The following is a 16768-nucleotide window of genomic DNA, read 5'->3' as shown; positions in this document are numbered from 1 at the left end:
GTAAGGCTCCCGGTAGACGACCGGGTTGATAGGCCGGAGGTGGAAGCACGGTAACGTGTGGAGCTGACCGGTACTAATAGGCCGAGGACTTGACCTCAAAGCTTTTTTGCTCGCGTCCACTAGGCAATTCTGAGACAGCAAACGGCGTTGTTCGTTTGATAGTTTCATAGGGTTACGGCGGTTATGGCGGGAAGGAAACACCCGGTTACATTCCGAACCCGGAAGTTAAGCTTCTCTGCGCCGATGGTACTGCACTCGGGAGGGTGTGGGAGAGTAGGTCACCGCCGGACAATCTTTGGGAAGGGCTCCGACTTCGGTCGGGGCCCTTTCTGCATTTCCGGGGGTATTTCCTTGTGCCGGGTGCTGGGGGCGCCGGCTCAGGGGACAGGCTGGTGGCGGGCCTCGGTGGACCGGTGGGTCGGTAAATCGGCTTGCGGCTGGAGGGTGCGCTGTTCTGAGGAGCGGTACGGCTTTGGGCGGGGCCTAGTGGGTTCTGCTTCTGGTCAGTCCGAGCCCGGCCCACTTCGAAGACTGAGGGCTCGTGTCCCGCCCCGCTTCGAAGGAGGCTGGGGGGCGTATCCGGCGCCGCCTCGCAGGAGACCCGTGGGGCTCGTTTCCGGCTCCTGAGCTGACGTTCCTCAAACGCCGTCCTTGGGGGCGGCCCTACGCCTCCGCTGAGTGCCGGCCGTCAACCGCCTGCGCGCGGTGGCGCCGGTCCCGCGACCATAGACAGACTTCAGGTGTCATCCGCCCGCAGGCCCCGCACATCTCCGCGTTCAGACCGGTCCCCGCCTACGTAGAGCCGATGGGGAATGGGCGGAGGTACTGAGGCGAGTGTGGGGCGTCATGCCCTCCGGCACCTGATGTATCTCCGGCATACGCCAGGCATGCCCCGGACTGTCACCGCGCCCCAGGCTTCCCCGGGCTCTCGGGATCTCTCAGCCTCCTGGTCAGGCGCCCGGCCAGGAGGCTGGCTGGCCTCGATGCGCCGTCGATTCATGGAGCGGCGCTGGGTGGCCCTGCTGGTGGGAGCAGTGGGTTGGGGCGCCCCGGATCGTTCTCCCCAGCAGAGTCACTCACAGGCCCACCAACCGCCTCACACACGCAACCCGCCACCTGACGCGGTGCAGGGCGGGGGGTGTGGTTGTGAAGGTGGGGAGACGGGAGAAGGGCCTCACGCCGGGTGCGTGGGGCCCTTCTGTTGTTGGGGTCAGGATTTTTGGGGGTCAGGATTTGGTGTTGACGTAGGTGACGGCGTATCTGGTGGCTACGGAGGTCCAGGGGACGGTGATCACTACGCCGTTGCGTTCGAAGACGCGGGCCTTTTCGGCCTCGGTGCCGTACTTCTGGGGGAGGGTGGCTAGTTCGGTGGCTTTGCCGGTGGCGGCGTCCAGGCGGATGAGGCGGGGGGCCAGGTCGCGGCGGTCGCCGGTTTCGACGGCCAGCAGGCCCTGGTCGTCGGCGCGGACGTAGGTGAGGATCGTGTCATGGGTGCCGGACGATTCCCACAGCTGCTTGCCGGTCTTCAGGTCGTAGGCGAGGGCCTTGTTGCGGGAGCGCATGCTCTGCGGGACGTTCTCCGGGAACGTGGCCAGGTAGAGGCGGTCGCCGTGGATGGTGTAGCGGTGTTGTTCGAACAGGCCGTTGACCATGGCCACGGTGTTCATGGCGAGCATGTCCACCTCGGGGGTCTTGAACTCGGTCACCTTGGTGGCGGCGTCGGAGTAGACCGTGAAGTTGTTCTGGCCGCCGGACTCGCTGCGGATGATGGCGGGAGAGGCTGACAGAAGGCTGGTCATGAGGCTGAGCTCGCCCAGTGTGGCCTGCTTGGTGATCTTGCCGGTCTTGGGGTCGAGGTACTGGAGGCGGGTGCCGCCTCTGAAGGTGCAGTCGAGGATGACGGCGACCCGGGTGGGGGCGGTGTTGATGTCCTTGATGTGGCAGCCGTCGTCGGGGGACGCGGCGGCGCTCCACAGTTTGTGGCCGTCGGAGAGGCGGTAGGCGACCACCGCGTCGTCCAGCTCGGTGACGGCCACGCCGTCGGCGCTCATGATGCGGGGGACGTTGATGGAGTTCGCGAGGGTGGACTTTTCGGCCGGGATCTTGATCTTCCAGGTGAGCTTGCCCGTGGTGGCGTCGATGCCGGCCAGGTGGTCGCACGAGTTGCTGCTGCCGTACGCGATGGCGGCCTTGCCGCCGGACAGGTCCGGGGTGGCGCCGCAGAGCTGGGCGCCCGGCGAGGGGATGCCCCAGGAACGCTTTCCGGACGCCAGGTCGTAGGCGAGGACGCCGTCCTTCTGGGCGCGGATGACGACCTTGTCGGTCAGCCAGCTGCCGAAGGCCAGGGCGGTGGTGAAGTCCCAGCTTCCGGCGTTGGGGAGGGGGACGTCCCATTCTGCCCCGTCGCCGCCCCCGTCGCCGAATGCGGTGATGCCGCCGCCGGTCGTTCCGGTGGTGGCGACGAACCAGGCGGTGCCCGTGCTGACGGAGAGGAGGACCACGGCCGCGCCGGTGGCCAGCAGGGCGGTCTTCCACTTGGGCCGGGGGCGCTGCTGCGGGGGTGCGGGCTGGCCGCCGTACGGTGTGCCGCTGCCGGGTGCGGGGGGCTGCGGGGGTTGGCCGTAGGGCGAGGGTGCGCCGGGGGAGGGAGGGTTCGGCGGGTAGGTGGGCTGGTTGCCTGCGGGTGGTGGGTATGGGGGCTGGTCGCCCGTGGGGGGTGGGTAGGTGGGCTGGTTGCCTGGTGGCGGTGGGTATGCGGCTGGGTTGCCCGTTGGCGGGGCATACGCGCCGGGAGAAGGAGCGTAAGGATTGGCGGGCGGTTGCGGGTAGCCCGCGGGTGGGTAGGCGGCCGGGGCCGTGCCCTGTGGGGGGTACGCGGCCGGGCTCTGGGGCCATGGCTGCGCGGGCGGAGGGTAGGAGCCGGCGTTGGGAGCCGGCTGGCCGTACGGGTTGGGGGGTGGGGAGCCGTACGGGCCGGGTGGGGTGTTGGAGTGGTCGGTCATGGTTGCTCCCCGTTCAGGCCAGCTGCCCGCGGACGTACGACGCCCACTGCCGTTCGAAGTCCGCCTTGCTCACGCCCAGCACCTTGAACAGTGCCGCCTCGCTGTCGTCGCCCTTGGCCCGGTAGGCCGCGATCACCGCGCTGGTCAGCTTCTGCTCGCCGTACCGCTGGGCGATGTAGCGCATGGCCAGGTGTCCCATCAGGTAGTGCACGTTCGTCATCCCGTTGGCGTCCCACGACGGGTTGTCGGGGAGCTGGCCAGAGAAGCGGGTGCTGAGGCGGCCGGCCAGGTACGCGCGGCCTTCCTGGAAGCGGATGTTCTGGTTGATGGGGTGGCCGCGGTTGGCGGAGTACTCGGCGAAGCCCTCGATGACCCAGTTGGGCTTGCCGAAGAGGGAGAAGTCGGCGCTGTCCAGCCCGGCCAGCAGGGAGTGGGCCAGCTCGTGCGTGCTGATCTCCAGGATGCCCTCGGACGACCGGAAGAAGGACGTGGTGGTGTCCATGACCACCCGGGTGCCGCCGACCTTGACGTCGTCGCCCAGGGAGGCCCAGGCGAGCATGGGGATGGACACGCCCGCTTCGTGCGCCTTCTCCTTGCGGAACAGGTTGCCGAGCTGGTTCTGCCCCTCGACCAGCGCGACCGCGAACCCGGCCGGCACGGGCGCGGTGGCGTCGCCGTTGCGTTTCCAGAAGTCCAGGTTCTTCTTCGCCGCGCTGGCGACCACCGGGGCGACGCGCCTGGCCATGGCCGCGTCCTGGGGACGGGCCAGGACGATGCTGGCGCCCGCGCGGACCACGGTGATGTCGGGCCAGATGTCCCACGGGCCCGGGTAGTAGACGGACTTGCTGCCCTCGCTCACCATGGGTGGCGGCGCGCCGTCCACCTTGGTGACGACCAGTGGCGCGTCCTTGGACGCCTTCTCCAGCGTCCAGCGGTACCACTCCGAGACCGGCCGCAGGTCGATGCCGGCGAACCGGTGGACGAACGCGACGTCCTGGGTGAACTTCAGGGCCCGCCCGAAGCTGTCCTCGGCGCGGCCCTCGCGACGCATCACCTTGTACGACGCCTCACTGAGCGGCACCTTGCGCAGGTTGGTGAACACCTTGCGCTGGTCGCGGACGAGCGCCGCGTTGCCCTTGTCGAAGATCGAGGTGAACGCGTCTGCGTTCCCGCTGCTCAGCGCCTTGCCGTGCTCGTAGACCAGCTTCTCGATCTCCTGGTCGGTGACGATCACGGCGTTCGGGTCGCTCTTGCCCGACGCCTCCTGGCGGCGTAACGGGTCCTGGACGCCGTTGATGCGGCCGCGCAGGACGAGGCCGACGCCGGCGCCCACGGCGATCGCCACCACGAGCGAGACGATGCCCATGGTGACCCAGAAGCCGGTCCGGCGCCTGGGCGGAGAAGGAGGATTGGATGGAGGTGGTGGCGGCGGCGGCTGCATGGCCGGCCACTGTTGCTGTTGCTGTTGCCCCTGATACTGCGGAAAACTCGGCCCCGTTGTCACTTTTGCCCCGAGAGTGCTGACAAACCCCGAAAGAGGGGAATCGTACCAGTGGCCACATCGCGAGTCTTCGGGGTGGTCGGGTTCTTTGTGGAGTGGTGAGTAGGTGAAGATGTTTTCCGGCGACTCGTAGCGCGGTGTTGTCATTTTTCGTGATAATTCACCGCATGATCGCGGGCAGCGTGAGGACGCTTCCACGGCTGGCCATCGCGCTCGCCCTCCTGCCGCCGCTACTCGCCCCAGGCACAGCCGCGGGGACGGCACTGCCGACGCACGCGGCGCCGGGGACGGTGAGCGCACACGTGGCGGCGCCAGGGCAGGGGAGCGCGCACCCGGCCCCGGAGCCGGTGACCGTGCGCGCCGCGCCCGGGCCGGTACGCATGCCGCACCACCTCGGCCCCCCGGCGATCGTCGTAACGGTCCCGGGCAAGAAGGCGACGGCCGTGAAGCCCGTCCCGGCCAAGAAGATCACCGAGCGGCTCGACCGCTTCCTGGCGAGCCGGCCGGGCCCGGTCACGGCCATGGTCAAGGATCTGACGACCGGCCGCGTCTACCGCTACCACCCGGGCGAACGGCTGATCACCGCCAGCACGGCCAAAGTCCAGATCCTGATGGCGCTGCTGCTCGGGAAACCGTGGCGCAGGCTGCCCGAGCCCGTCAGGCGCGACGCCGAGCTCATGATCCGCTACAGCGACAACCACGCGGCCGACCGCCTGTGGTTGCGCATCGGCGGCGCGGCGGGCTTCACCGAGGCCGGCAGGAGGTTCGGGCTCAGGCACACCAGGGGCGTCCCGGGGGACTGCGTCGACCTCTACTGCTGGGGCATCACCGAGACGTCGGTGGACGACCAGGTCCGCCTGATGAAGGCGCTGGTGTCCGGGAAGAGCCCGCTCAAGGCGAAGGAGCGCGCGCAGGTGCTCAAACTGATGGGCGCGGTCGTCCGCGGCCAGGACTGGGGCGTCTCCGCCGCGGCCTGCGCGGGCGAGCGCGTGCGTCTGAAGAACGGCTGGCTGAAGCGCGTCTCCAACGGGCGCTGGGCCACGGTCAGCGTGGGGCTGATCCGGGGCCGCGGCCACGACTACGCGGTCGCCGTCCTCACCGAGGGCAGCGCCGAGGTGGGGGACGGCATCGCGACCGTCGAGGGCGTCGCCGCGCGGATCATGCGGGACTTCCGGAGGTGCCGGGCGTGACCAGCCGGTAGCCGACGCCGCGCACGGTCTGGATGAGCTGGTCGTCGTTGTCGCCGAGGCGCGCGCGCAGCCGTTTGACGTGCACCGCGATCGTGTTCGTGGACGTGGTCGCGGCGGCGTGCCACACGTGCCGCATGATCTGCTCGCGGGTGACCGTGCGGTCGGCGTTGCGCATCAGGTACTGCAGCAGCTCGAACTCGCGCAGCGGGAGGTGCACGGCGCGGCCCTCGACGCGTACCTGGTAGGCCTGGACGTCCAGTTCGACGCCGCCGACGGCCAGGACCTTGCGGGACTCGGGGGAGGACGCCTGGATGAACGGCAGCAGTTCCGGCACCCGGTACGGCCGGGCCACGCAGGCCGCCGCCCCCGCCGCGAGCGCGCGTACGGCCTGCTCGGCGTTCCCCTCGCCGACGCCGAGCAGGACGGGCACGGCTCGCGCGAGCCGTACCGCGCGGACGAAGTCGACCGCGTCGATGACCGGGAGCGTGGCCGACACGAGCACCACGTCCGGCTGCAGCGCTCCCGCCTGGAGCAGCCCTTGGGCGCCGTCCGGCGCGCCGGTGACGGCCACGCCCTCGCGTTCCAGCGCCGTGGCCAGGTCGTCGACCACGGCGTCGTCGGGGTCGGCGATGAGCAGTACGGGCTTGGTCCGCGTGTCCCCGTTCATCGTGGATGCCGCCTGCTGTGGGGTCATCAGCCGAAGCGTCCCGTGATGTAGTCCTCTGTTGCCTTCTCCGAAGGGTTGGTGAACATGCGGGAGGTCTCGTCCATCTCGATGACCTTGCCGGGCTTGCCCTGGGCGGCCAGGTTGAAGAACGCGGTCCGGTCGCTGACCCGGGCGGCCTGCTGCATGTTATGGGTCACGATCACGATCGTGAACTCTTCCTTGAGCTGGGCCATCAGGTCCTCGATGGCCAGCGTCGAGATCGGGTCGAGCGCCGAGCACGGCTCGTCCATGAGCAGGACCTGCGGCTTGACCGCGATCGCGCGGGCGATGCACAGACGCTGCTGCTGACCGCCGGACAGGCCGGCGCCGGGCTTGTTCAGCCGGTCCTTGACCTCGTTCCAGAGGTTGGCGCCCTTCAGCGACTCCTCCACGATGCCGTCGAGGGTGGACTTGCCGACCCGGCCGTTGAGGCGGAGCCCGGCGGCCACGTTCTCGTAGATCGACATCGTGGGGAACGGGTTGGGGCGCTGGAAGACCATGCCCACCATGCGCCGGACCGAGACGGGTTCGACGGTGGGGGCGTACAGGTCTTCGCCGTCGAGCATGACCTTGCCCTCGACGCGGGCGCCGGGGATCACCTCGTGCATGCGGTTGAGCGTGCGCAGGAACGTCGACTTGCCGCATCCGGACGGGCCGATGAACGCGGTGATCGAGCGCGGCTCGATGGTCATCGACACGTCCTCGATCGCCTTGTGCGACCCGTAGTACGCGTCGAGGCCCGAGACCTGGATCTGCTTGGACATTGTGGCGGTTACCCCCTATCGGCCCCTGGCGGGCCTGCGCCACCAGGCGATCAGGCGCGCCACCAGGTTGAGCAGCATGACGATCAGGATCAGCGTGAGGGCTCCGGCCCAGGCGCGGTCGATGGCGGTGTCGTTGGGACGGGCCGCCTGGTCGAAGACGAAGAGCGGAAGGCCCATCTGCGGCCCGCTGAACGGATCGTTGTTGATGGAGTCGGTGAAGAACACCGTGAGCAGCAGCGGCGCGGTCTCGCCGGCCACGCGGGCGACGGCCAGCATGACGCCGGTGACGATGCCGGTGAACGCGGTCGGCAGCACGACCTTCAGGATGGTGCGCCACTTGGCCACGCCCAGCGCGTACGAGGCTTCGCGCAGGTCGTTGGGCACCAGCCGGAGCATTTCCTCGGCCGATCTGACCACGGTCGGCATCATCAGGATCGACAGCGCCAGCGCGCCGGCGAAGCCGGAGAACGGGTTGCCCAGGAAGAGCACCCAGAAGGCGAGGATGAACAGGCCGGAAACGACTGAAGGGACGCCGGTCATGACGTCCACGAAGAAGCTGATGGCCCGGCTCAGGCGGCCGCCTTGGCCGTACTCGACCAGGTAGATGGCGGTGAACAGGCCGATCGGGACCGAGATGAGCGAGGCCAGCAGGACCTGCTCCAAGGTGCCGACGATGGCGTGGTAGGCGCCGCCGCCGACGTCGCGGGCGCCGATGTTCCGCATCGAGTGGGTGAGGAACTCCAGGTCGAAGCGGGCCAGGCCGTTCGAGATCACCAGCCAGAGGACCGAGATGAGCGGCACCACGGCCAGCGCGAACGCCAGGTAGACCAGCCCCTGGACGAACCTGTCCTTGATCCGGCGGCCGGTCGAGATGTGCTGGATGGTCATGCCCCCACCGCCCTGAACTCCTTGCGCCGGTTGATCACCATGCGTGCGCCCATGTTGACCAGCAGCGTGATGACGAACAGCACCAGACCGGAGGCGATCAGCGCGCCCCGGCCGACCTGCGTGGCCTCGCCGAAGCCGTTGGCGATGTTGGCCGCGATGCTGTTGGCGTGCGGGGTGAGGATCTCGAAGCTGATGTCGAAGGTGGCGGGGAAGATCAGCGCGACCGCGATGGTCTCGCCCATCGCGCGGCCGAGGCCGAGCATGGCGGCGCTGATGACGCCAGGCCGGCCGAACGGCAGCACGGCCATTCTGATCATCTCCCAGCGGGTGGCGCCGAGCGCCAGGGCCGCCTCCTCGTTCATCTTCGGGGCCTGGAGGAAGACCTCGCGCGAGATGGCCGCGATGATCGGCAGGATCATGATCGCCAGGACGATGCCGCCGGCGAGCATGGTCTTGCCGCCGATGGCCCCCTCGCCGGAGAACAGCGGGAACCAGCCGAGGTGCTCGTTGAGCCACTGCGACGGCGTGCGCAGCAGCGGCACCAGGAACGTCACGCCCCACAGGCCGTAGACGACGCTGGGCACGGCGGCCAGCAGGTCGACCAGGTAGCCGAGCGGCCCGGCCAGGCGGCGGGGCGCGTAGTGGGAGATGAACAGCGCCACGCCCACCGCGATGGGGGTGGCGATGACCAGCGCGATCGCCGAGCTGAGGACGGTGCCGAAGGCCAGCGCGCCGATGCCGAAGACCTGGCTGCCGTTGGGCTCCCAGATCAGGTCGGTGAAGAAGTTGCCCTTGTTCGCCTGCAGGGCCGGGACTGCCTCGCTGATGAGGAACACGGCGATGGCCGCCATGATCCCCAGCAGCAGGACGCCGGCGCCGGTGGAGACGAACTTGAAGGGGCCTTCACCATGGCTGCGCCGCGAGGCGGACCGGCGCGTGGCCGGCCCGCCCCCACGGGTACGAACGTTGGTCGTCATGCTGTGCTAGGAGATCGCGCCGACGGCGGTGCGGACCTTGGTGAGCAGCTCGCCCGCGAGCGGGGCGTAGCCGAGGTCCTTCAGCGCGGCCTGGCCCTCGTCGCTGGAGGTGTAGGTGAGGAACTCCTTGACGATCTTGGCCTGCTCGGGCGCGAGGCCCTTCTCGCAGGTGATCTCGTACGTCACCAGCACGATCGGGTACGCGCCCGCCGTCTTGGTGGCGTAGTCGATGCTCAGCTTCAGGTCGTTGCCGGTGCCGGTGATCTCGGCGGTCTCGACCGTCTTGGCCGCGCTGTCGGCGGTCAGCTCGACGAACTCGCCGGAGCCGTTGGCCACCTTGGCCTTGCTGAGCTGGGAGTTCTCGGCGAAGGAGAGCTCGACGTAGCCGATGGAGCCCTCGGTGCTCTTGACGCTGGCCGCGACCTGGTCCGAGCCCTTGGCGCCCTGGCCCTTGGCCTCGGCGGGCCACGCCTTGGCGGGCTCGTACGGCCAGCCGGCGGTCGCCTTGAGGAACTTGGTGAAGTTGTCGCTGGTGCCCGACTCGTCCGAGCGGTGGAAGGCCGAGATCGGCGTGGACGGGAGCTTGGCGTCGGGGTTGTCGGCCTTGATGGCCGCGTCGTCCCACTTGGTGATCTTGCTGTCGAAGATGCCGCCGATGGTCTTGGGCGACAGCTGCAGGCCGTCCACGCCGGGGAGGTTGTAGACCACCGCGACCGGGCCGGTCACCATCGGGATGTTGATGGCCTTGCCGGTCTTGCACCGGGCGTCGGCCTGGGCGGGCTCGCCCTTGTCGTCCTTGAGAGCGGAGTCCGAACCCGCGAAGTCGACCGTGCCCGCGATGAACGACTGCACACCGGCACCCGAACCGCTCGGCTGGTAGTTCAGGCTCACGCCCGAGTTCTTGGCCTGGAAGTCCTTCTTCCACTGGTCGATCGCGTTGGCCTGGGCCGACGAGCCGGCGGCGTTGATGGTGCCGCTCAGGCCGTTGTCGTTGCCCGCGGCGGGAGCGGCGGCGGAGCTGGTGCCGGTCGTGCTCCCGGAGCTGTTGTTGTCTGTGCCGCACGCAGCGAGCGAGAGCGCGCCGACGACGGCGACGGCGGCGAGCCGGCCTGCATACTTCACGGTTGGGTTCCCCTCACTTGGTCCTTAGTCGTCCATGAAGCTATGCAGGCAAAGTGACTCAGACCCCCCAACAAGGGTGAACGTTCGGTGAACGCGCCTGGTCGTCTCCATCAATGTGACCAGCGAAGATGGGATACATGAGCTATCGCGTGTGTCTCGTGTGCATGGGCAACATCTGCCGTTCCCCGATGGCGGAGGCGGTGCTCCGCCGGACCCTGGAGGAGCGCGGGCTCGGCGGCCGGGTCGTCGTCGAGAGCGCGGGCACCGGCGGCTGGCACGCCGGCGATCCGATGGACGAGCGGGCGCTGGGCATCCTGGCCGAGCACGGCTACGACGGCGCCGCCCATCGCGCCAGGCAGTTCACGCGGGACTGGTTCGACCGCTACGACCTGGTGCTGGCGATGGACCGCGACAACGCGGCCAACCTGCGCCGCCTGGCGCCCGCCGGCGTCGAGGTGCGCCTGTTCCGCTCGTTCGACCCCGGCGCGCCGGACGGCGCCGAGGTGCCCGACCCCTACTACGGTGGCCGCGAGGGTTTCGAGGAGGTGCTGACCATGCTGGAGACGGCCTCCAAGGGCGTGGCCGCGCACATCGCCGATGAGATCGACTGAGGACCTCGGCTCCTCCCACGGCCGGCGGTTGCAGCGCGGCGTGCTGGAGGACGGGCGGCAGGTGTTCGCCAAGATCGGTCCCGCCTCCGACATGTTCGCCTCCGAGGCCGCCGGGTTGCGCTGGCTGGGCGAGGCGATCACCGTGCCCGAGGTCGTGGAGGCCGGACCCGACCGGCTGGTGTTGTCGTGGGTGCCGCAGGAGGCGCCCACCGCCGAGGCGGCCCTGCGGTTCGGCCGTGACCTGGCCCGTCTGCACCGCGCCGGGGCAGCCGGGTTCGGCGCGCCCTGGCCGGGGTTCATCGCCGAGCTGCCCATGGACAACTCGCCCGACGGCGACTGGCCGTCCTTCTACGCCTCCCGGCGGGTGTTGCCGTTCCTGCGCCGGGCGCGGCTGCCGGCCGCGGACGTGACGCTGGTCGAGCGGGCCGTGGCACGGTTCGCCGAGGTGGCCGGGCCGCCGGAGCCGCCCGCCCGCGTCCATGGTGATCTGTGGAGCGGGAACGTGTTGTGGTCCGGCGGCACCGGGGTGCTCGTCGATCCGGCGGCCCACGGCGGGCACCGGGAGACGGATCTGGCCATGCTGGCCCTGTTCGGGCTGCCGTACCTGGATCGGGTGATGGGGGCGTACCAGGAGGAGTTCCCGCTCGCGCCGGGGTGGCGGGCGCGGGTGCCGCTGCACCAGCTCCATCCGCTGCTGGTGCACGTGGTGCTGTACGGAGCCTCCTACCGCGACTCGTTGATGAATGCGGTCGCCCGGGTGTTGTCGCTCTGAACAACCGATAAAGAAATAGGGGATCCAGCCCCGCGATGCATTTCTCCGCCCAAGGGGAGGAAAGAGGACGGCGGCCGGGTAAAGTTGGCGGATTTCGTATCCGGCGGCCCCGGCCGAAAACTCATTAAGGCGTTTCCTTCTTCCCCCTGAGTCAATTGGAGGAGCGCATGGCGGACGACTCCACGCACGGCGCACTGGCCCTGACCCCGCTGGTCTGGGGCCCGCCCGGAGCCCGGCCCGACGAACGCAGGCTGCGTCAGCTCGGGCAGGCGCTGGCCGAGGTGCTGACGGGCCGCCGCCCGCCGGAGTCGGTGGCCGACCGGCTCACCGGCGGGGCCTACCGCGACCTCGTCAGGGCCGGCCGGATGATCTCCGCCGATCGGCCGCCGTTCGTCGGGAGCCCGCACGTCAAGGAGCCGAGGGACGGGGCCGTCGAGATGTGCGTGCTGGTGCACTGCGGCGAGCGCAGCCACGTCCTGGCCGTACGGCTGGAGCGGCACGGCCACCGATGGTTGTGCACCGACTTCGAGACGGCCTGAAGCGGGCCGTCAGGAGGTGATCGTGGTGCCGTTGAGCCGGTTCAGGACCTCGTCGTGGAGGGCGCCGTTCGTGCAGACCAGGCTGCCGCCCTCCAGGCCGCGCACGCCGGCGAGGTCGGTCCAGACGCCGCCGGCCTCCTCGACGATCACGGTCAGGGCAGCCATGTCCCAGGGCGACAGCTCCGGCTCGGCGGAGACGTCGGCCGAGCCCTCGGCGACCATCATGTGCGACCAGAAGTCGCCGTACGCGCGGGTGCGCCAGCAGGCGCGGCCGAGGTCGAGGAAGTTGTCCAGCTTGCCGAGCTCCTCCCAGCCGCCGAAGCTGGAGTAGGAGAAGGAGGCGTCCTCCAGCGCGGTGACCGAGGAGACGCTCATCCTGGTGGCCTTCGCCAGGCTCTTGCCGGTCCAGGCGCCGCCGCCGGTGGCCGCCCACCAGCGACGGCCGAGCGCGGGGGCCGACACCAGGCCGACGACGACCTTGCCGTACTCCATGAGCGCGATCAGCGTGGCCCAGACGGGCACGCCGCGCACGTAGTTCTTGGTGCCGTCGATGGGGTCGATGATCCACGACCGGGCTCCCCACCCGGTCTTGCCGAACTCCTCGCCCACCACTGCGTCGCGCGGCCGGGCCCGGCGCAGCGTGCCGCGGATGGCCTCCTCGACGGCGCGGTCGGCGTCGCTGACCGGCGTCAGGTCGGGCTTGGTCTCGACCTTGAGGTCGACCGCCTTGAAGCGCCGCATGGTCAGGTCGTCGGCGGCGTCCGCCATGACGTGAGCGAGGCGTAGATCGTCGTTGTAACCCTGCACGGTCAGCCACGCTATCGCGTCGGTCGTGCCGGACATCAGTCACCGGCGACCCTTTTCTGGTAACTCCCTTTTCACCTACTGACCAGTAACATGTCTCCTATGTCCACTGATGTAGGTGCCTTCCTTCTCGAAACCGTTCCCTTCGCCCGGACGTTGGGGATCGTGTTCGACTCGGTCGAGGACGGCCGGGCGGAATGCCGGCTGCCCGACCGGCCCGAACTGCACAACCACGTGGCCGGGCCGCACGCGGGCACGCTGTTCACCCTGGCCGAGTCGGCGTCGGGCGCGGCGGTGCTGTCCAGGTTCGGCGACCAGCTCAGCCGCAGCGTGCCGCTGCCCACGACGGCGACCATCGAGTTCCGGAAGGTGGCCCTGGGGGAGGTGCGGGCCGAGGCGCGCGTGGCCGCATCGAGGGAGGAGGTCGTCGGCAAGCTGGACGCCGGCGAGCGGCCCGTCTTCGACGTGCTGGTCGACGTGCGCGACGCGGCCGGCACCCTGGTCTCCAGCCTCACCGTCACCTGGACACTGCGCCCCAACCGCCGCTGAACCGCCGGTGATCAGGCGGCGGGCTCGTCGGGGGCGCCCTCGCGGCTGGACAGCAGGCGGCGCAGCGACTCCAGGCGGGCCGGGTCGGCGTTGCCCGCGGCCGCCCAGGCGTCGAGCGCGCAGCCGTCGCCGAGGTGGGTGCAGCCCTTCGGGCAGGTGACCGTGCCCTCCACCAGGTCGGGGAAGGCGGCCAGCACGGTCTCGACCGACACGTGGGCCAGGCCGAAGCTGCGCACCCCCGGCGTGTCGATGATCCAGCCGCCCTCGGGCAGCTCCAGCGCGACGGCCGAGGTGGAGGTGTGCCGGCCGCGGCCGGTGACCGCGTTGACGTGCGAGACCGCGCGGTTGGCATCGGGCACCAGGGCGTTGACCAGGGTGGACTTGCCCACGCCCGAATGGCCCACCAGCACGCTGATGCGGCCGGCCAGGTGGTCGCGCAGCTCGTCGAGGGAGCCGCCCTTGTGGACCACGATGTGCGGCACGCCCAGCGGCTCGTAGAGGGCGACCAGCTCGTCGGGTGGGGCGAGGTCGGACTTGGTCAGGCAGAGCAGGGCGTCGATCTCGGCGTCGAACGCCGCCACCAGGATCCGGTCGATCATCCGGGGCCGGGGCGGCGGGTCGGCCAGCGCCGTGACGATCACGAGCTGGTCGGCGTTGGCCACGACCGGGCGCTCGATGCCGTCGGTGTCGTCGGTGTCGTCGGCCGAGCGGCGCAACATCGAGGTGCGCGGCTCCACCCGGACCACCCTGGCCAGCGTGTCGGGGAGGCCCGACACGTCGCCGACCAGGGCCACCCGGTCGCCGACCACGATGCCCTTGCGGCCCAGCTCGCGGGCCTTCATGGCGACCACGAGCCGGCGCTGCTGCTGCTTGCGCTTGTGGCCGCGGTCGGGCTCGACCAGGGTGGTGTAGCGGCCCCGGTCGACGGCGACCACGAAGCCCTCCACGGCGTCCTCGTGCGCGGGACGGATACGGGTGCGCGGGCGCGAGCCCTTGCCCGGCCTGACCCGTACGTCGTCCTCGTCGTATTCCCGCTTTCTCAGCGGTCCGCTCCCATGCGCTCGCTTCCTCTCACGCCGGACCCTCCTGCGAAGTGCCCCCGCCGCCTGCCGCGAAACGCGCGATCATCGCCGCTCATCGGGCCTCCAGCATCGCCGCCCACATCTGGACGAACTCGGGCAACGTCTTGGCGGTCGTCGCGATGTTCTCCACCTCCACACCCGGCACGGCGAGGCCGATCACGGCCCCGGCCGTGGCCATGCGGTGGTCGTCGTAGCTGTGGAACACGCCGCCGTGCAGCGGGCGCGGACGGATGAGCAGGCCGTCGGCCGTCTCCTCCGCGTCGCCGCCGAGGGCGTTGATCTCGGTGGCCAGCGCGGCCAGCCGGTCGGTCTCGTGGCCGCGCAGGTGGCCGACCCCGCGGATGCGGCTCGGCGTGGTGGCCAGGGCGGCCAGCGCGGCGATCGTGGGGGTCAGCTCGCCCACCTCATGGAGGTCGGCGTCGAGGCCCTTGACCTCGCCCGTGCCGGTGACGACCAGGTCGTCGCCGTCGCGGGTCACCGTGGCGCCCATGGTGGTGAGCAGGCCGCGCAGCGCGTCGCCCGGCTGGGTGGTCTCCGCCGGCCAGCCGGGGACCGTGACCGTGCCGCCCGTGACCAGCGCGGCGGCCAGGAACGGCGCCGCGTTGGACAGGTCGGGCTCGACCGTCATGTCCCTGGCCGCGATCGGGCCAGGCTCGACCCGCCACACGTCGCGCTCGGTGTCGTCGACCTTGACCCCGGCCTCCCGCAGCATGTGGACGGTCATCTCGATGTGCGGCTGGGAGGGCACCGGCGGGCCGACGTGCCGGATCGTCACGCCCTTCGCGAACCGCGCCGCCGTCAGCATCAGCCCCGAGACGAACTGCGAGGAGCCGGAGGCGTCGATCGTGACCTCGCCGCCGGTCAGCGGCCCGGTGATGGTGAACGGGAGCGCGTCGTTGTCGATGCGCGCCCCGAGCGCGCGCAGGGCGTCGAGGATCGGGCCCATCGGACGCCTGCGGGCGTAGGGGTCGCCGTCGAAGAAGACCGGGCCGTCGGCCAGCGCCGCCATCGGCGGGACGAACCGCATGACCGTGCCCGCCAGCCCCGCGTCGATGCGCGCGCCGCCGCGCACCGGGCCCGGCGTCACCTCCCAGTCGACCGCGTCGGTGGTCTCGCGCACGGCCGTCAGCGTGGCGCCGAGCGCGCGCAGGGCCGACACCATGAGGTCGGCGTCGCGGCTGCGCAGCGCCTGGCGGACGACGCCCGGACCGTCGGCCAGCGCGGCGAGCAGCAGCGCCCGGTTGGTGACGGACTTGGAGCCGGGCAGGCGGACGGAGGCGTTGACGGGCGTGTCGGCCGTCGGCGCGGGCCAGTGCTGAGCGGGCATGTCCAAAGCCTACTGGCCCTGGTACGGCCCGTTCACGGCCTGTGGACGACGCGTCGCCCTTCTACCGGGCCGAGACGCCCCAGCCGGACGCGTCGCCCTTCCGCCGAGCCGAGCCGGGCCGAGCCGAGCCGTCCTGGCCGGAGGCGAAGCCGCGAGCGACACCCCGGCGTATGGCAATGTGGGGACATGTGCGGTAGATACGCCTCGGCGCGCAAGAAGCACGAGCTGCTGGAGGAGTTCCAGGTCGAGCTCGACGGCGAGCCCGACAAGGAGCTGGGAGCCGACTTCAACGTCGCCCCCACCAAGAACGTCTACGCGGTCATGAGCCGGTCCTCCAAGGAGGACGAGCACGCGGTCCGGCAGCTCAGGATCGTCAGGTGGGGTCTCGTGCCCGTCTGGGCCAAGGATCCGTCGATCGGCTCCCGGCTGATCAACGCCAGGGCCGAGACGCTGGCCGAGAAGCCGTCGTTCCGGCAGGCGTTCGCCAAGCGCAGATGCCTGATCCCGGCCGACGGCTACTTCGAGTGGATGGCCGTCGAGGGCGAGAAGAAGAAGCAGCCGTACTTCATCCACCCGGCCGACGGCGGCGTGCTGGCCATGGCGGGCCTGTACGAGTTCTGGAAGGACCGCACCCGCGACGACGACGACCCGCTCAAGTGGCTGGTGACCTGCACGGTCATCACCACGGACGCCGAGGACCAGCTCGGCCGCATCCACGACAGGATGCCCATGATGATCGAGCGCGACCGCTGGGCCGACTGGCTCGACCCGGCCCTCACCGACACCGAGCGCGCCTCACGACTCCTGGTGCCCGCGGAGGCCGGGAGGCTGGCGGCATATCCCGTTTCTACTGATGTCAATAATGTCCGGAACAATGGGCCGGATCTCATCAAACCGCTCCCCGACGAGGAGGAAGCCGGCCTTTTCTAAAGGT

Annotated in this window: 16 protein-coding genes and 2 rRNA genes; 8 read left to right on the top strand and 10 right to left on the bottom strand. The window is 70.2% G+C overall.

Annotated features, from left to right (window positions below; genetic code table 11):
* Together ACIBQ6_RS09720 and rrf are read left to right on the top strand one after the other, a co-directional pair.
* Positions 1 to 97: ribosomal RNA gene (locus tag ACIBQ6_RS09720) — 23S ribosomal RNA — on the top strand; the annotation flags it as partial.
* 76 nt (positions 98 to 173) lie between these two features.
* Positions 174 to 290: ribosomal RNA gene (gene rrf / locus ACIBQ6_RS09715) — 5S ribosomal RNA — on the top strand.
* A gap of 936 nt (positions 291 to 1226) precedes the next feature.
* Here the strand turns inward: rrf and ACIBQ6_RS09710 are convergent.
* Together ACIBQ6_RS09710 and ACIBQ6_RS09705 are read right to left on the bottom strand one after the other, a co-directional pair.
* Positions 1227 to 2501, bottom strand: a complete 1275-nt coding sequence (locus ACIBQ6_RS09710; RefSeq protein ID WP_358289041.1) for a PQQ-binding-like beta-propeller repeat protein — start codon at positions 2499 to 2501, stop codon at positions 1227 to 1229.
* Between the two features lie 514 nt (positions 2502 to 3015).
* Entirely contained in the window at positions 3016 to 4368 is a 1353-nt protein-coding gene (locus ACIBQ6_RS09705; protein WP_397210941.1) for a hypothetical protein, read from the bottom strand.
* Positions 4369 to 4685: 317 nt separating this feature from the next.
* Here ACIBQ6_RS09705 and ACIBQ6_RS09700 point away from each other — a divergent pair, with 317 nt between their 5' ends.
* The gene (locus ACIBQ6_RS09700) at positions 4686 to 5693 is read left to right on the top strand and encodes a serine hydrolase (RefSeq protein WP_397210939.1); all 1008 of its coding nucleotides are present in this window, start codon (positions 4686 to 4688) and stop codon (positions 5691 to 5693) included.
* Here ACIBQ6_RS09700 and ACIBQ6_RS09695 read toward each other — a convergent pair.
* The 5 genes from ACIBQ6_RS09695 to pstS are packed head-to-tail and all read right to left on the bottom strand — an operon-like array spanning position 5662 to position 10150.
* Positions 5662 to 6387: a response regulator transcription factor gene (locus ACIBQ6_RS09695; protein ID WP_358289033.1), complete on the bottom strand. Its 726-nt coding sequence runs from the start codon at positions 6385 to 6387 to the stop codon at positions 5662 to 5664. The genes ACIBQ6_RS09700 and ACIBQ6_RS09695 overlap by 32 nt on opposite strands.
* Positions 6387 to 7163 (bottom strand): phosphate ABC transporter ATP-binding protein PstB, encoded by a 777-nt coding sequence (gene pstB, locus ACIBQ6_RS09690; protein WP_352322866.1) that lies wholly within the window; start codon positions 7161 to 7163, stop codon positions 6387 to 6389. The genes ACIBQ6_RS09695 and pstB overlap by 1 nt, the downstream gene beginning before the upstream one ends.
* Before the next feature lie 15 nt (positions 7164 to 7178).
* Positions 7179 to 8051, bottom strand: a complete 873-nt coding sequence (gene pstA / locus ACIBQ6_RS09685; RefSeq protein ID WP_358289030.1) for a phosphate ABC transporter permease PstA — start codon at positions 8049 to 8051, stop codon at positions 7179 to 7181.
* On the bottom strand, positions 8048 to 9028 hold the full coding sequence (gene pstC, locus ACIBQ6_RS09680) for a phosphate ABC transporter permease subunit PstC (protein WP_352322868.1): 981 nt from the start codon (positions 9026 to 9028) through the stop codon (positions 8048 to 8050). Before pstC ends, pstA begins: the two co-directional genes overlap by 4 nt.
* Before the next feature lie 6 nt (positions 9029 to 9034).
* Positions 9035 to 10150 (bottom strand): phosphate ABC transporter substrate-binding protein PstS, encoded by a 1116-nt coding sequence (pstS, locus tag ACIBQ6_RS09675; RefSeq protein ID WP_397210937.1) that lies wholly within the window; start codon positions 10148 to 10150, stop codon positions 9035 to 9037.
* A gap of 137 nt (positions 10151 to 10287) precedes the next feature.
* On the opposite strand from pstS, the gene ACIBQ6_RS09670 reads away from it, so the two are divergent.
* The 3 genes from ACIBQ6_RS09670 (at position 10288) to ACIBQ6_RS09660 (ending at position 12072) form a co-directional block, all read left to right on the top strand.
* Positions 10288 to 10761, top strand: a complete 474-nt coding sequence (locus tag ACIBQ6_RS09670; protein WP_358289023.1) for a low molecular weight protein-tyrosine-phosphatase — start codon at positions 10288 to 10290, stop codon at positions 10759 to 10761.
* Positions 10748 to 11533 (top strand): fructosamine kinase family protein, encoded by a 786-nt coding sequence (locus tag ACIBQ6_RS09665; protein WP_397210935.1) that lies wholly within the window; start codon positions 10748 to 10750, stop codon positions 11531 to 11533. Before ACIBQ6_RS09670 ends, ACIBQ6_RS09665 begins: the two co-directional genes overlap by 14 nt.
* Positions 11534 to 11700: 167 nt before the next feature.
* The gene (locus ACIBQ6_RS09660; RefSeq protein WP_352366048.1) at positions 11701 to 12072 is read left to right on the top strand and encodes an Rv3235 family protein; all 372 of its coding nucleotides are present in this window, start codon (positions 11701 to 11703) and stop codon (positions 12070 to 12072) included.
* Positions 12073 to 12081: 9 nt separating this feature from the next.
* Here ACIBQ6_RS09660 and hisN read toward each other — a convergent pair whose 3' ends face one another.
* Positions 12082 to 12915 (bottom strand): histidinol-phosphatase, encoded by an 834-nt coding sequence (gene hisN, locus ACIBQ6_RS09655; protein ID WP_397210933.1) that lies wholly within the window; start codon positions 12913 to 12915, stop codon positions 12082 to 12084.
* Between the two features lie 54 nt (positions 12916 to 12969).
* On the opposite strand from hisN, the gene ACIBQ6_RS09650 reads away from it, so the two are divergent.
* Entirely contained in the window at positions 12970 to 13425 is a 456-nt protein-coding gene (locus tag ACIBQ6_RS09650; protein WP_358289017.1) for a DUF4442 domain-containing protein, read from the top strand.
* An 11-nt stretch (positions 13426 to 13436) separates the two neighbouring features.
* On the opposite strand, the gene rsgA is transcribed toward ACIBQ6_RS09650, so the two are convergent.
* Positions 13437 to 14468, bottom strand: coding sequence for a ribosome small subunit-dependent GTPase A (gene rsgA / locus ACIBQ6_RS09645; protein WP_358289078.1), 1032 nt, complete (start codon positions 14466 to 14468; stop codon positions 13437 to 13439).
* A gap of 91 nt (positions 14469 to 14559) precedes the next feature.
* On the bottom strand, positions 14560 to 15834 hold the full coding sequence (gene aroA / locus ACIBQ6_RS09640) for a 3-phosphoshikimate 1-carboxyvinyltransferase (protein WP_358289015.1): 1275 nt from the start codon (positions 15832 to 15834) through the stop codon (positions 14560 to 14562).
* 186 nt (positions 15835 to 16020) lie between these two features.
* Between aroA and ACIBQ6_RS09635 the strand changes: the two genes are divergently transcribed.
* Positions 16021 to 16764 (top strand): SOS response-associated peptidase, encoded by a 744-nt coding sequence (locus ACIBQ6_RS09635; protein WP_358289013.1) that lies wholly within the window; start codon positions 16021 to 16023, stop codon positions 16762 to 16764.
* Positions 16765 to 16768: the final 4 nt, after the last annotated feature.

Origin of the sequence: Nonomuraea sp. NPDC049655 (assembly GCF_044465465.1) — a bacterium.
Taxonomy (GTDB): Bacteria; Actinomycetota; Actinomycetes; order Streptosporangiales; family Streptosporangiaceae; genus Nonomuraea.
This window is presented reverse-complemented; position numbering and strand designations above follow the sequence as displayed.